The following is a 13,205-nucleotide window of genomic DNA, read 5'->3' on the forward strand; positions in this document are numbered from 1 at the left end:
GCGGCTCAGCGGTGCTGGAGCAGCTGGCCCGGTAGGCGGAGGGTCTGCCGGGCCACCCGCGGCCGGTCGGTGATGACGCCGTCGGCGCCGAGGGCGACCAGGCGGCGCATCGCCGCCGGGTCGTCGACCGTGAACGGGATGACGATCGCGCCCGCGGCGTGCGCCCGTGCGACGAGGTCCGCCGTGACCAGGTGGTACTCCGGTGCCACACAGTCTCCGGTGACGGCGAGGGCCGGGTCGAGCCCGTTCGCGGCCCAGATCAGCGGGCAGGTCCGTACCTGCGGGCTGGCCTGCTTGATCTGCTCCAGGGCGGCGTAGTCGGAGCTCTGCACGATCACCCGCGACCAGCTCAGCGGCGCCAGGATGTCCCGGACGCCGAGCGGGTCGACATCCTTGACCTCGGGGAACACCGAGATCTGGGCGGCGTCGGGCTGCCGCAGGCGGGTCACCAGGTCGCTCAGTCGCGGGATCGGCTGGCCGGCGCAGGTCACCTGCGCCAACTGCGCGGCGGTCAGCGACCGTATCTCCCTTCCCTGGTACGGCGTGCAGGCCCGGGGTAACGCCGGGTCGTGGATGAGGAAGGCCACCCCGTCGGAGCTGTGCCGGACGTCGGTTTCGATGTAGTCGACGCCGATCGAGATGGCGTCGTTGAAGGCGGCCATCGTGTTCTCGTGGGCCCGCTCGACTCCGCCGCGGTGACCGAACACCAGTGGGCGGGCGCGGGGCGGCACGGCCGGGGTGCTGTGCCGGGCCGGGAGGGTGGTGCGGGCCGGGTGGAACATCGCGGTGCCCGGCGCGGTACGTGCGAGCCAGGCAGGGCCGGAGAGCACCGCGACGGTGACGATCGCGACCAACATCGCGATACACAGGGCGGCGACTGCTGAGCGCTTCATCGTCTCCTCTGGTGCCCGGCTTACCCGGTTGGACCCACCGCCACGTCCCGCGACCACCGCCGTGGACGGCGGGGCCGGCGGTGGCGGTCCAAGTGTCCAAGATCGGTGGGAGCCGTGCCAGCCGTCCGAGCCGTCCGATCGGTCAGGTGTGGTGAGCGTACGGGTGGTTGTCCAGCCAGCGGAGATCGATGGGGGAGGGCCGGTGTCCGGATATCACACCTGGCGGCGCAGGAAGTCCCAGGCGTCGGAGACCATCTGGGCCAGGGCCGGCCTGGCCGGCTGCCAGCCCAGCTCCCGCTTGGCCTTCTCGGACGAGGCGACCAGGGCAGCCGGGTCACCGGCCCGCCGGGGGCCGACCTCGGTCGGCACCGGATGCCCGGTGACCTCCCGGACCACCTCGACGACCTGCCGGTTGGAGAAGCCGTTGCCGTTGCCGAGGTTGAAGACCCGGTGGCTGCCCGGCTCCATGGTCGACAGCGCCAGCAGGTGCGCCGCCGCCAGGTCGGAGACGTGGATGTAGTCGCGTACGCAGGTGCCGTCGGCGGTGGGGTAGTCGTCGCCGTACAGCACCAGCTTGTCCCGCTTGCCGGCCGCCACCTGGAGTGCGATCGGGATCAGGTGCGTCTCCGGGTCGTGCCGCTCGCCGATGACGCGGCCGTCGGGGCACCGGTGCGCGCCGGCGACGTTGAAGTAGCGCAGGCTCGCCGCGGCCAGCCCGTGCGCGGTCGCCTCGCCTGCGAGGGCGTGGTCGACCGCGAGCTTCGACGCGGCGTACGGGTTCGGCGGGCGGGTCGGCGCGGTCTCCGGGATCGGCACGATGTCCGGGTCGCCGTACACGTTGGCGGTCGACGAGAAGACCAGGCGGCGTACTCCCGCCGCCCGCATCGCGTCGAGCAGCCGCAGCGACCCGATCAGGTTGTTGTCCCAGTACTTCTCGGGCTTCTCCACGCTCTCGCCGGCCGCGATGAACGCCGCGAAGTGCAGCACGGCGTCGAAGTCGGGGGTGACCACGTCGCCGATCACCTCGTGGACCCGGCCCCGCACGAACCGCGCGCCGGTGGGTACCGCACCCTCATGACCGGTCGAAAGATCGTCCAGCACGACCACCTCGTGCCCGGCGTCGAGCAGCAGGGCCGTCACCACGCTGCCGATGTACCCCGCGCCACCGGTCACGAGCAGTCTCACCGGGTACCTCCTCACGCTTCGGTACACCAGAATCTAACGCAGCGTGCCGATGGCTCTGGCGGCCCCGCCTACAATTCCGGCATGCGCCAGGCCGGGGACACCGGGCCGGAGACCGGGGACACCGGGCCGGATACCACCGCGGGCAGGGCCCGTCCGCGCGTACCGGGACCGGTCCGGCGCGCTCTCGTCCGGGTTCTCGTCCGCGGCACCGACGCAGGGACGCGGTGGCTGACCCGGCTGCTCGGCGCCGGCCCGGCCGCCGGCCGGGAGCGCATCAGCGAGGCGGAGCTGCGCGACCTGGTCGCGGTGAACACCGTGCTGCGCGGGGAGGAGCGGCAGCTCATCGCCGAGGTGCTGGCGGCGGGGGCGCGTCACGTCCGGGAGCTGATGGTGCCCCGTACCGACGTGGTGTTCCTCGACGCCCGGCTGCCGGTCGCCGAGGCGCTGCGGTTGGTCCGCGACGCCCGGCACTCCCGGTTCCCGGTGATCGACGGCAGCTCCGACGACGTGGTGGGCTTCGTCCACCTGCGTGATCTCACGATCCGGCCCGATGACGACGACGTGGCGGCGGTCGGCCAGCTCGCCCGCGAGGTCAAGCGGCTGCCGGCCAGCAAGCAGGTGCTCACGGCGCTGTCGGAGATGCGCCGCGAGCGCCACCACCTCGCGGTGGTGGTCGACGAGTACGGCGGGACGGCCGGCATCGTGACCCTCGAGGACCTGATCGAGGAGCTGGTCGGCGAGATCCACGACGAGTACGACGCCGCGCCCGAGCCGGTGCCCGCCGGCGGCACGGCGCCCGCCGAGGTCGACGGCCGGCTCAACCTGACCGACTTCGCCGAGGTGGCCGGCTTCGCCCTGCCGCCCGGCCCGTACGAGACGCTCGGCGGGTTCCTCATGTGCCGCCTGGGCCGGCTGCCGGCGGTCGGTGACGAGGTACGGCTGGCGGGGTGGCGCCTGGTGGTCAGCGCGCTGGACGGGCGCCGGGTGGCCCGGGTGGCGCTCGCGTCCGGTGGGGGTACGCCGGTGGCGGGCGGCGAGCGCGACCCGGCCACGGCCTCGGGGGCGTGAGCAGGCCGGTTGAGATCGACGTTCGCGGGGGGACCCACGGGCGCCGCCACCCGTGGTGAGCTGACAGAATGGCCGACATGTCCCAGGCTCGACACGACCGACCGCGGGTGTTCTCCGGCATCCAGCCCACCGCCGACTCGTTCCACCTCGGCAACTATCTGGGCGCGCTGCGCAACTGGGTGGGGTTCCAGGAGACTCACGACGCGTTCTACTGCGTGGTCGACCTGCACGCGATCACCGCGGGGCATGATCCGAAGCTGTTGCGCCAGCGGACCCGGGTGAGCGCCGCGCAGTTGCTCGCGGTCGGGATCGACCCCGACAAGAGCACGTTGTTCGTGCAGAGCCACGTGCCCGAGCACGCCCAACTCGCCTGGGTGCTCAACTGCATCACCGGCTTCGGCGAGGCCAGCCGGATGACCCAGTTCAAGGACAAGTCGGCCAAGCAGGGCGCCGAGCGGTCCAGCGTCGGGCTGTTCACGTACCCGATGCTGATGGCCGCGGACATCCTGCTCTACCGGACCGACGCGGTACCGGTGGGTGAGGACCAGCGCCAGCACCTGGAGCTGACCCGCGACCTCGCCCAGCGGTTCAACACCACGTTCGGCAAGACGTTCGTCATTCCGGAGCCGTACATCATCAAGGACACGGCGAAGATCACCGACCTGCAGGAGCCGACCACGAAGATGTCCAAGTCGGCGTCCTCGCCCAACGGCCTGGTCGAGCTGTTGGAGGAGCCGGCGCGGGTGGCGAAGAAGATCAAGTCCGCGGTGACCGACACCGGGCGGGAGATCATCTTCGACCCCGAGAACAAGCCGGGCGTGTCCAACCTGCTCACGATCTACTCGGCGCTGACCGGCCGCTCGATCGACGACCTCGTGCTCGCCTACGCGGGCAAGGGCTACGGCGACTTCAAGAAGGACCTGGCCGAGGTGGTGGTCGGGTTCATCCGGCCGATCCAGGAGCGCACCAGGACCTACCTGGACGACCCGGCGCAGCTCGACAAGCTGCTCGCGGTCGGCGCGGAGAAGGCGCGGGCGGTGTCGTCGGAGACGCTGCGCCGTGTGTACGACCGCATCGGCTTCCTCGCCCCCGCCGCCAGCAGCTGAGCCGCCGTGCGTACCACAATCGGCATCGCGATCGATATACCGGATCCCTGGGGGGAGCAGCTGACCCGCCGGCGGGCCGAGGCGGGGGACCCGCAGGCGGCGCACGTGCCGGCGCACGTCACCCTGCTCGGCCCCACCGAGATCGACGCCGCCGACCTCGGGGTGATCGAGCGGGAGCTGGGCGTGATCGCCGCCGCGCACCCGGAGTTCGTCCTGCACCTGCGCGGTACGGGCACGTTCCGGCCGATCACCGAGGTGGTGTTCGTCGCGGTCGCGGCCGGGATCAGCGAGTGCGAGCGGCTCAACGCCGTGATCCAGGACATCCCGGTGATCGACCGGGTCACCCGCTTCCCGTACCACCCGCATGTGACGGTGGCCCAGGACGTGTCGTCGGAGCAGCTCGACGCCGTGTTCCGGGATTTGGCCGGGTTCGAGGCGCAATTTCCGGTTAAGGGATTTACGCTCTTCGAACATGGCTCGGCTGGGCGGTGGCGCCCGTGCCGGGACTACGTCTTCGGTGCGGCGAACGGTCCCGACGCCCTCGCCGACAATGGAGGGTAGATCCCTGGGCCGGTGAGCGGGGAGGGCTGACGTGCTGCGGTTCGTCGAGCGCGTGGAGGACGGCTGCACGGCCCTGGTCGGTGCGGTGCGCCGCCGGTCGGCCCGGCTCGACCACGTCGCCCGGGCGTACGAGCGCTTCGACGACGTCAACGGCTGGCGGCTGGCCGCCGCGGACGCCTACTACGGCTTCTTCGCCGTGTTCGCGCTCGCCATGCTGCTGTTCGGCGTCATCGGCTACATCCTGCGGGACAACCCGCTCGTGGTGGGGGCGGTCCGCACGTACCTGCAGGGAAACCTGCCGCGGGTACGGATCGAGGACCTGATCGGCACCGCGCAGAGCCTGGGACAGTTGGCCGCGGCCGGCCTGGCGCTGGCCGGTATCGGCTGGGTGGAGACGCTGCGCTCGACCCAGCGGGCGGTCTGGCGGCTCGAGGAGCACCCCGGCCCCTGGTTGATCCGCTGGCTGGTGGACGTCGCCGTGCTGGTCGTGCTCGGCGTGCTGCTGACCGTCTCGGTGTCGATCGCCGGTGGGGTCCAGGACCTGGTACTCGGCCTGGCCGGGGAGCCGCGGCAGTCCGCGCTACGGGCCCTGCTGAACAACTCCGCCGCGGTGTTCGCCGGCATGGTCGACTTCATCCTCGGCGCCGCGTTGCTGGCCATCGTGCCCCGGCTGCGCATGCCGCTGCGCCGCCTGGTCCCCGCGGCGTTGTTCTTCGCGTTCGGGCTGCTGGTACTCAAGACGCTCGGCCGGTGGTACATCGGGCGCACCCAGCACAACCCGGCGTACCAGGTGTTCGCCGGGGCCATCGGGCTGCTGGTGTTCATGTACCTGTTCAGCCAGCTCGTCCTGTTCGCCGCGGCGCTGGCCGCCACCAGCCGGCACGGCACGGTACGCGACCTCGCGGCGGGACCGGTGCAACCGGACGACGGCCGGGCCCACCCCGCGCCGGGGCCGGCCGGGCCGGGGTTGCCGTCGACGGACCCCAGAGAGGTCAGTCGAGGCGGCTGACCGTCCGCGGTGTCAGCCGACAGGTTGGTTTCGGCGCGAACCACGGTGAGTTCAAGGTCATCCGGGTGATGATGGGCGGGTGGGTGCACTTGTGACGCTGGAACTCGCGCCGGACTCGCCGCTCGTCGAGCTGCCGTGGATCATCACGTTCGGGCCGCTGAACGACGACGACGAATGGGAACCGGTGGTCTGCGGGCCGTACGAGCGGGCGCACGCGATGGCGCTCGCCGAGTCGGTCGTCGCCGACGAGGAGCTGATGGCGGTGGTCGAGCCGGTCCAGCCGCATGTGTCCCTCGACCAGATCCGCGGCGACATCGCCGCCGCACGGCTGGCCGCCGTCGACGACGGGTCGGCTTTCCCCGACGGGGCGGACTACACCGAGGCGGACTTCTCCGGGCCGGACCTGTCCGCGGACGGGCACGGCGAGATGCCTGCCGTGCCGACCCCGCCGCCCAGCCCGGAGCAGGTCCGCGCCGGCTTCGCCCGGATCGCGACCCGCCTGACCGAGGCCGGCTGACCGGCCCACCGGCGCCGGCTGAGTGCCTGACCGGCCGACCGCCGCCGCCGGGCGAGCCGTCAGGCCAGCCAGGCGGCCGTGTCGGGCGGCAGCAGGCCGCCGTCGAGCGGGCCGCTGGCACAGATCACACGCGAGTGGCCGCTCGGCAGCGCGACCGGCGCGGCGCCGAGGTTGACCGCGCACACCAGTCCCGACCCGCGTCGGAGGACCAGCGTGTCGGGCGGGCTGTCGAGCCACTCCAGCCCGCCGCTGAGCTCGCGCCGCAGCGCGATCGCGGTGCGGTACAGGGTGAGCATCGAGTCCGGGTCGTCGCGCTGGGCCCGCACGCTCAGCTCCCGCCAGACCTGGGGCTGGGGCAGCCAGCAGCCGGCCGGGCCGAAGCCGTACGGCGGTTCGTCGCCCGACCAGGGCAGCGGTACCCGGCAGCCGTCCCGGCCGCGGTCGGTGTACCCGGAGCGCCGCCACATCGGGTCCTGGAGTACCTCGTCGGGCAGGTCGATGACCTCCGGCAGGCCCAGCTCCTCGCCCTGGTACACGTACGCCGAGCCGGGCAGCGCGAGCATCAGCAGGATCGCGGCCCGGGCCCGCCCGACGCCGCCGAAGCGGGTGACGTGGCGCGGCTTGTCGTGGTTGGACAGTACCCAGGTCGCCGGGGCGTCCACCGGTGCCATCGCGGCGAGGGAGTCGTCGATGACCGACCGCAGCGCCGGCGCCGACCAGTCGGCGGCCAGGTAGTCGAAGTTGAACACCTGGTGCAGCTCGTCGGCGGCGACGTAGCGGGCGAGCCGCTCGGGCGAGGTGGCCCACGCCTCGGCGACCGCCATCCGCTCGCCGGGGTAGCTGTCCAGGATCTTGCGCCAGGAGCGGTAGATCTCGTGTACCTCGTCCTGGTCGAAGTAGGGCAGGACGGCCTTGCCGAGCAGGCTGATCTGGCCGGGGTAGCCGACGTCGGGCAGGCCGTCGGCCTTGGCCATGCCGTGCGCGACATCGACCCGGAACCCGTCCACGCCGCGGTCGAGCCAGAACCGCAGGATCGACTCGAACTCGGCGTGGACGTCGGCGTTGCGCCAGTTGAAGTCGGGCTGGGCGGGGTCGAACAGGTGCAGGTACCACTGGCCGTCGGGGGTGCGCGTCCAGGCCGGGCCACCGAAGACCGACTCCCAGTCGTTGGGCGGCAGCTCACCGCCGGCGCCGCGGCCGGTCCGGAAGACGTACCGGTCGCGGGCGGCCGAGCCGGGGCCGGTCGCGAGGGCCTCGACGAACCACGGGTGCTGGTCGGAGGAGTGGTTGGGTACCAGGTCGACGATCACCCGCAGGCCGAGTTCGTGGGCCCGCGCCAGCAGTGCGTCGAAGTCGGCGAGGGTGCCGAACATCGGGTCGACGTCGCGGTAGTCCGCCACGTCGTACCCGCCGTCGACCTGCGGCGACCGGTAGAACGGCGACAGCCACACCGCGTCGACGCGCAGGTCGGCGAGGTGGTCCAGGTGGGCGGTGATCCCGGGCAGGTCGCCGACGCCGTCGCCGTCGGAGTCGGCGAAGCTCTTCGGGTACACCTGGTAGATGACGGCGTCGCGCCACCATTCGTCGCTCACTGTCTCACCGGTCCTGTCGAGCCCCGGACGACGAGCTCGGGGCGGAAGATGTACTCGGAGTTGGGCGCGGGATCGCCGTTGATCTCGTCGACGAGCGCGCGCACCGCGGCGACCGCCATCTGGCGTACCGGCTGGCGCATCGTGGTCAGCGGCGGTTCGGTGAACGCCATCAGTGGCGAGTCGTCGTAACCGACCACCGAGAGGTCGCTGGGCACCCGCAGGCCACGGGAGCGGGCGGCCCGGATCGCGCCGAGCGCCATCGGGTCGGAACCGCAGGCGATGGCGGTGACGCCCCGCTCGATCAGGCGCGCGGCGGCCGCGTCACCGCCCTCCACGCCGAACAGGGTCAGCTCGATGAGGTCGGGGTCGACCTCGCCGAACAGGTCGCGCATGGCCTCCCGGTACCCGGCGACCTTGCGCTGGACCGGTAGGTACCGGCTCGGCCCGGTGATCAGCCCGATCCGCCGGTGCCCGAGGGAGGCGAGGTGGCGTACGGCCATCTCACCGGCGGCGTGGTCGTCGCAGGAGATGAACGGCGCGTCGACACCCTCGACGTACCCGTTGATGAACGCGACCGGCAGCGGGCGGGAGATCAGCTTCCGGTACCGGTCGGGGTCGGCGTTGGTGTCGGCGTTGAGGCCGGAGACGAACATGATGCCGGAGACCTGCCGGTCGAGCAGCATCTCCACGTACTCGTCCTCGGTCACGCCGCCGGGGGTCTGGGTACACAGCACCGCCGTGTACCCGGCCTGCGCCAGCGTGGACTCGATGACCTGGGCGAACGCCGGGAAGATCGGGTTGTCCAGCTCCGGTACCACCAGGCCGACGAGGCCGGCGCTGCGCTTGCGCAGCCGCTCGGGCCGCTGGTAGCCGAGCACGTCGAGGGCGGTCAGCACGGCCTGCCGGGTCTCGGCGCTCACGCCGGGCTTGTCGTTGAAGACGCGGGAGACCGTCGCCTCGCTGACGCCCGCCTGCCGGGCGATGTCGGCCAGCCGGGCCCGGCCCGAGGAACCCGGGGCGGGCCGCTCCGGGGTCGGGTCGGCGCGGGCGCCGGATTCGCTGGAGGTCATGGCGGCACTCTAACCCACCCCGCAAGCCCTTGCGAAAGATGAATGCAAGCTCTTTCAAGTATGGAAATCGCTTGCTAACGTGCCCGCAACAACGCACCCCCCGAGCGAGGAGACACCGATGCGCATCCGTACCGCGGGTGTGGTCGCAGCGGCCGCCCTGATGCTGTTCGGCGGAGCCGCCTGCGGCTCGAAGAAGTCCGGCGGCGACAAGCCCGCCGCCAAGACCGGCGGCACCCTGGTCATCTGGGCCGACGACAAGCGGGCGGCGGCGCTCACGCCGTTCGCCGACCGGTTCGGCGCGGAGAACGGCCTAACGGTGAAGGTGCAGGCCGTCTCCAAGGAGTTACAGACCAACTTCCTGACCGCCTCACAGTCGGGCAAGGCGCCCGACATCGTGGTCGGCGCGCACGACTGGATCGGCAACCTGGTCGCCAACGGCGCCATCGACCCGGTCCAGTTGTCGGCGTCGCAGAAGTCCGCGTTCTCCGAGCAGTCCATCACGGCCGTGACCGCGGGCGGCCAGCTCTACGGCGTGCCGTACGCGATCGAGAACCTCGCGCTCATCCGCAACACCGCGCTCGCACCCGCCGCGCCGGCGACCATCGAGGACCTGGTGGCGACCGGCAAGAAGCTGAAGACCGACGGCAAGGTCAGCGAGATCATGTCGTTGCAGGTCGGGCAGAACGGCGACGCGTACCACGTCTACCCGCTCTACACGTCGGCCGGCGGCTACCTGTTCGGCACCAAGGCGGGCGGCGACTACGACCCGAAGGACCTCGGCGTGGGCAAGCCGGAAGCGCAGGCGGCCTTCGCCAAGATCGCGGCGCTGGGCGAGAAGGGCGAGGGCGCGCTCAAGCGCTCGATCGGCTCCGACAACGCGATCTCGACCTTCACCAGTGGCAAGGCCGCGTACCTGGTCTCCGGGCCGTGGGCGATCACCGACATCAAGAAGGCCGGCCTGTCCTACGACGTGTCACCGATCCCGGGCTTCGCCGGCGGTAAGCCGGCCCAGCCCTTCGTGGGCGTGCAGGCGTTCTACGTCGCGAGCAAGGGCAAGAACAAGGCGGTGGCGCAGGAGTTCGTCGCCAACTACCTGACCAGGACCGACCTGGCCAAGGCGCTCTACCAGGCCGAGCCCCGGCCGCCGGCGCTGACCGCGGCGCTGGACGCGGTCAAGGGCGACGACCCGGACGTGCAGAAGTTCCTGGACGCCGGCCGGAACGGCGCGATCCTGCCGGCGATCCCGGAGATGGCGACGATCTGGGACCCGTTCGGCAAGGCCGAGGCGGCGGTGGTCGGCGGCGCCGACGTGCCGAGCACGGTACAGGCGGCCGCGAAGACCATCGCGGACCAGATCAAGTAGCCGCTTGATCGACGCAACTTCCCGGAAGTTGCGGCCTCCGGGTGCCCGTGAGGCCGCAACTAGCCGGACGTTGTTTCGATCATGGTCGAGGGAGCTACCGTGCTGACATCCCGCACCACGGCCACCGGCCTGGTCGCCAAGATCCTGCTTCTCGGCCTGGTCGCGGCGCTCGCCGTATGGGCGGCGTTCCCGCTGGTCCAGGCCCGCGCGTGGGCCGGTCTCGCCGTCGAGGTCGCCGTCGTCGCGCTGATCTTCTACGCGTACCTGACCCCGCGCCGGCTGCCGCTGAAGTACCTGCTGCCCGGCACCCTGTTCCTCGTCGCGTTCCAGATCGTGCCGGTGCTCAACACGATGGGCACGGCCTTCTCCAACTTCGGTGACGGCCACCGGGGCACCAAGCAGGACGCGATCACCGCCATCCAGACCGCGTCCGTCGTCGAGGTGCCCGGCGCGCCGGAGTACGCGCTCAAGGTCCTCGACGGCGCCGACGGCGCGATCGCCTTCCTGCTCACCGACCCGGCCGGGAAACAGTTCCTCGGTGACGCGCACGGACTGAAGCCGGTCGACGGCATCCCGGACGGGTACACGCCGCTGAGCCTGGGCGAGGCCGGTGCCCGCAGCAGGGAGATCACCGACCTCGTGGTGCCGACCAGTGGCGGCGCGATCCGCTCGTCGGGCATCTCCCGGGCGTACGAGGGGCGGGCGCAGCGCTCCTACCACGCCGACTGCGACTGCATCGTGGACGCCGCCACCGGCCACCGCTGGACCGCCCGCGACGGGTCCTTCGTGGACTCCGACGGGCAGCGGCTGCCGCAGGGCTGGCGGATCACCGTGGGCCTGCGCAACTTCACCCAGGTCGTCACCGACTCCCGGATCGCCCGGCCGTTCTTCGGCACCCTCGCCTGGAACCTCGTGTTCGCGGTCGCGTCGGTGCTGACCACGTTCGCGCTCGGGATGCTGTGCGCGCTCGCGCTGCACTCCGACCGGGTACGCGGGCGCACGATCTACCGGGCCCTGCTCGTCCTGCCGTACGCGATGCCGTCGTTCGCCATGCTGCTGGTCTGGCGGGACATGTTCAACGCCGACTTCGGGCTGATCAACCGGTTGTCCGGCCTGTCGGTGGACTGGCTGGGCACGCCGTGGACCGCCCGCTTCGCCGTCATCGGAGTGCAGTTGTGGCTCGGGTACCCGTACATGTTCCTGGTCGCCACCGGCGCCCTGCAGGCGATCCCGCGGGAGATGACCGAGGCGGCGTCGATGGACGGCGCGTCACCCTGGCAGGCGTTCCGCCGGGTCACCCTGCCGCTGCTGCTGGTCGCGCTGTCGCCGCTGCTGATCTCGTCGTTCGCGTACAACTTCAACAACTTCAATGCGATCTACCTGACCACGGAGGGCGGTCCGTTCCCGGCCGACGACCCGACGGCGGGCGCGACCGACCTGCTCATCACGTACACGTACCGGCTGGCGTTCGGCGGCGCCGGAGCCCGGTACGGGTTCGCGGCCGCGATCTCCGTCTACATCTTCACCATCGTCGCCGTGATCTCCGCGGTCAGCTTCCGGCGGACCCGCCGTCAGGAGGAGGTGTACTCGTGACCACGCGTCATTCGCCGACGCCACGCACGGACCCGCGGCCGAATCAGGACACTCGGCGGCGAACCACGCGGGGCGGATGGTTCGCCCGGGTCGGCTGGCGCCACCTCGTCGGTGTGCTCGCCGTGCTGTTCTCCCTGTTCCCGATCGTGTTCGTGGTCTCGGCCGCGCTCAACCCGCTCGGCACGCTGTCGTCGACGCAGGCCCTGCCCACCGGCTTCACCGTCGACAACTTCGCCCGTCTGTTCGGCCGCACCGTCTTCGCGCACTGGTACGCCAACTCGATCCTGATCTCCGGGGCCGCCTCGGCGGCCGCGGTGTTCCTGTCGATGCTCGCCGCGTACGCGTTCAGCCGGATGCGCTTCGTGGGGCGGCGGGTCGGGCTGCTGTCGCTGCTGCTGATCCAGATGTTCCCGCAGTTCCTCGCGGTGGTCGCGATCTATCTCATGTTCGCCGGGATCGGCGGGTACTGGCCGGGCCTGGGCTTCAGCTCGCCGTGGGGCCTGATCCTGCTCTACCTCGGCGGCGCGCTGGGTGTGAACACCTGGCTGATGAAGGGCTTCCTGGACACCGTGCCCAGGGAGCTGGACGAGTCGGCCACCGTCGACGGCGCCTCGCACGTGCAGGTGTTCTTCCGGATCATGCTGCCGCTGGTGACGCCGATCCTGGCCATCACCGGCCTGCTGGTCTTCATCACGACCATCAACGAGTTCCTGCTCGCCAACGTGTTCCTGTACGACCCGGAGTCCAAGACCCTGGCGGTGGGCCTGTACGGGATGATCGCGGAGGGCAACCGGGACGCCAACTTCGGCATGTTCTGCGCCGGTTCGCTGCTGACCGCGATCCCGACGGTCGTGGTGTTCCAGTTCCTCCAGCGCTACATCGTCTCCGGGTTGACCTCGGGCGCGGTGAAGGGCTGAGTGTGCCCGGCCGGGGGCCGTCGGCGCGTGAGGTGGGCGCCATCGGGGGCGGTCGTCGGAACGCCCCCGGCCGCGTACGGCATACTCGGCTGCCGTGGTGCTGTCGCGGTGGTGGTCGGTGTTCCTGGTGGCCGTGGGCGTGTGGAGCTGGGTGATCTGGCCGCGCTTCGCGGTCGCGATCTGGGCTGATCCACGCTCCTGGCACGGTGGTACGCCGACCTCGTTCCTGTGGGTGCACGCGGTGCTCATCGTGGTGTCGCTGGCGATCGGCACCGCGGTCGGCGTTCTGGGGCTGCGCGGGTGGCGCGCCGCCCGTAACCGGTAAAGGAGC

13 protein-coding genes are annotated in these 13,205 nt (G+C 71.4%); 9 read left to right on the plus strand and 4 right to left on the minus strand.

Going from position 1 to position 13,205, the window contains the following annotated elements; all coding sequences use genetic code 11:
- Positions 1-5 precede the first annotated feature (5 nt).
- Positions 6-893, minus strand: a complete 888-nt coding sequence (locus ACNTMW_RS15700; protein WP_426634308.1) for a glycerophosphodiester phosphodiesterase — start codon at positions 891-893, stop codon at positions 6-8.
- A gap of 213 nt (positions 894-1,106) precedes the next feature.
- On the minus strand, positions 1,107-2,078 hold the full coding sequence (gene galE / locus ACNTMW_RS15705) for a UDP-glucose 4-epimerase GalE (protein WP_426634309.1): 972 nt from the start codon (positions 2,076-2,078) through the stop codon (positions 1,107-1,109).
- An 81-nt stretch (positions 2,079-2,159) separates the two neighbouring features.
- Between galE and ACNTMW_RS15710 the strand changes: the two genes are divergently transcribed.
- The 5 genes from ACNTMW_RS15710 (at position 2,160) to ACNTMW_RS15730 (ending at position 6,339) form a co-directional block, all read left to right on the plus strand.
- The gene (locus ACNTMW_RS15710; RefSeq protein WP_426634310.1) at positions 2,160-3,146 is read left to right on the plus strand and encodes a hemolysin family protein; all 987 of its coding nucleotides are present in this window, start codon (positions 2,160-2,162) and stop codon (positions 3,144-3,146) included.
- A gap of 68 nt (positions 3,147-3,214) precedes the next feature.
- The gene (gene trpS / locus ACNTMW_RS15715) at positions 3,215-4,252 is read left to right on the plus strand and encodes a tryptophan--tRNA ligase (RefSeq protein WP_426634311.1); all 1,038 of its coding nucleotides are present in this window, start codon (positions 3,215-3,217) and stop codon (positions 4,250-4,252) included.
- 6 nt (positions 4,253-4,258) lie between these two features.
- Entirely contained in the window at positions 4,259-4,813 is a 555-nt protein-coding gene (locus tag ACNTMW_RS15720) for a 2'-5' RNA ligase family protein (protein ID WP_426634312.1), read from the plus strand.
- Between the two features lie 31 nt (positions 4,814-4,844).
- Positions 4,845-5,822, plus strand: coding sequence for a YihY/virulence factor BrkB family protein (locus ACNTMW_RS15725; protein WP_426634313.1), 978 nt, complete (start codon positions 4,845-4,847; stop codon positions 5,820-5,822).
- 79 nt (positions 5,823-5,901) lie between these two features.
- Entirely contained in the window at positions 5,902-6,339 is a 438-nt protein-coding gene (locus ACNTMW_RS15730) for a hypothetical protein (RefSeq protein ID WP_426634314.1), read from the plus strand.
- Between the two features lie 59 nt (positions 6,340-6,398).
- On the opposite strand, the gene ACNTMW_RS15735 is transcribed toward ACNTMW_RS15730, so the two are convergent.
- Together ACNTMW_RS15735 and ACNTMW_RS15740 are read right to left on the minus strand one after the other, a co-directional pair.
- Positions 6,399-7,931: a glycoside hydrolase family 13 protein gene (locus ACNTMW_RS15735; RefSeq protein ID WP_426634315.1), complete on the minus strand. Its 1,533-nt coding sequence runs from the start codon at positions 7,929-7,931 to the stop codon at positions 6,399-6,401.
- Complete coding sequence (locus ACNTMW_RS15740) at positions 7,928-9,001, minus strand: LacI family DNA-binding transcriptional regulator (RefSeq protein ID WP_426634316.1); 1,074 nt, start codon at positions 8,999-9,001, stop codon at positions 7,928-7,930. The genes ACNTMW_RS15735 and ACNTMW_RS15740 overlap by 4 nt, the downstream gene beginning before the upstream one ends.
- A 118-nt stretch (positions 9,002-9,119) precedes the next feature.
- Between ACNTMW_RS15740 and ACNTMW_RS15745 the strand changes: the two genes are divergently transcribed.
- The 4 genes from ACNTMW_RS15745 to ACNTMW_RS15760 all read left to right on the plus strand — a co-directional run bounded on the left by ACNTMW_RS15745 (position 9,120) and on the right by ACNTMW_RS15760 (position 13,199).
- On the plus strand, positions 9,120-10,364 hold the full coding sequence (locus ACNTMW_RS15745; RefSeq protein ID WP_426634317.1) for a sugar ABC transporter substrate-binding protein: 1,245 nt from the start codon (positions 9,120-9,122) through the stop codon (positions 10,362-10,364).
- 99 nt (positions 10,365-10,463) lie between these two features.
- Complete coding sequence (locus ACNTMW_RS15750) at positions 10,464-11,957, plus strand: ABC transporter permease subunit (protein ID WP_426634318.1); 1,494 nt, start codon at positions 10,464-10,466, stop codon at positions 11,955-11,957.
- Positions 11,954-12,874, plus strand: coding sequence for a sugar ABC transporter permease (locus tag ACNTMW_RS15755; RefSeq protein WP_426634319.1), 921 nt, complete (start codon positions 11,954-11,956; stop codon positions 12,872-12,874). Before ACNTMW_RS15750 ends, ACNTMW_RS15755 begins: the two co-directional genes overlap by 4 nt.
- Before the next feature lie 94 nt (positions 12,875-12,968).
- The gene (locus ACNTMW_RS15760) at positions 12,969-13,199 is read left to right on the plus strand and encodes an SCO4848 family membrane protein (protein ID WP_426634320.1); all 231 of its coding nucleotides are present in this window, start codon (positions 12,969-12,971) and stop codon (positions 13,197-13,199) included.
- The last annotated feature ends 6 nt before the right edge of the window (positions 13,200-13,205 follow it).

Origin of the sequence: Planosporangium spinosum, assembly GCF_049999945.1 — a bacterium.
In the GTDB taxonomy this organism is placed as follows: Bacteria; Actinomycetota; Actinomycetes; order Mycobacteriales; family Micromonosporaceae; genus Planosporangium; species Planosporangium spinosum.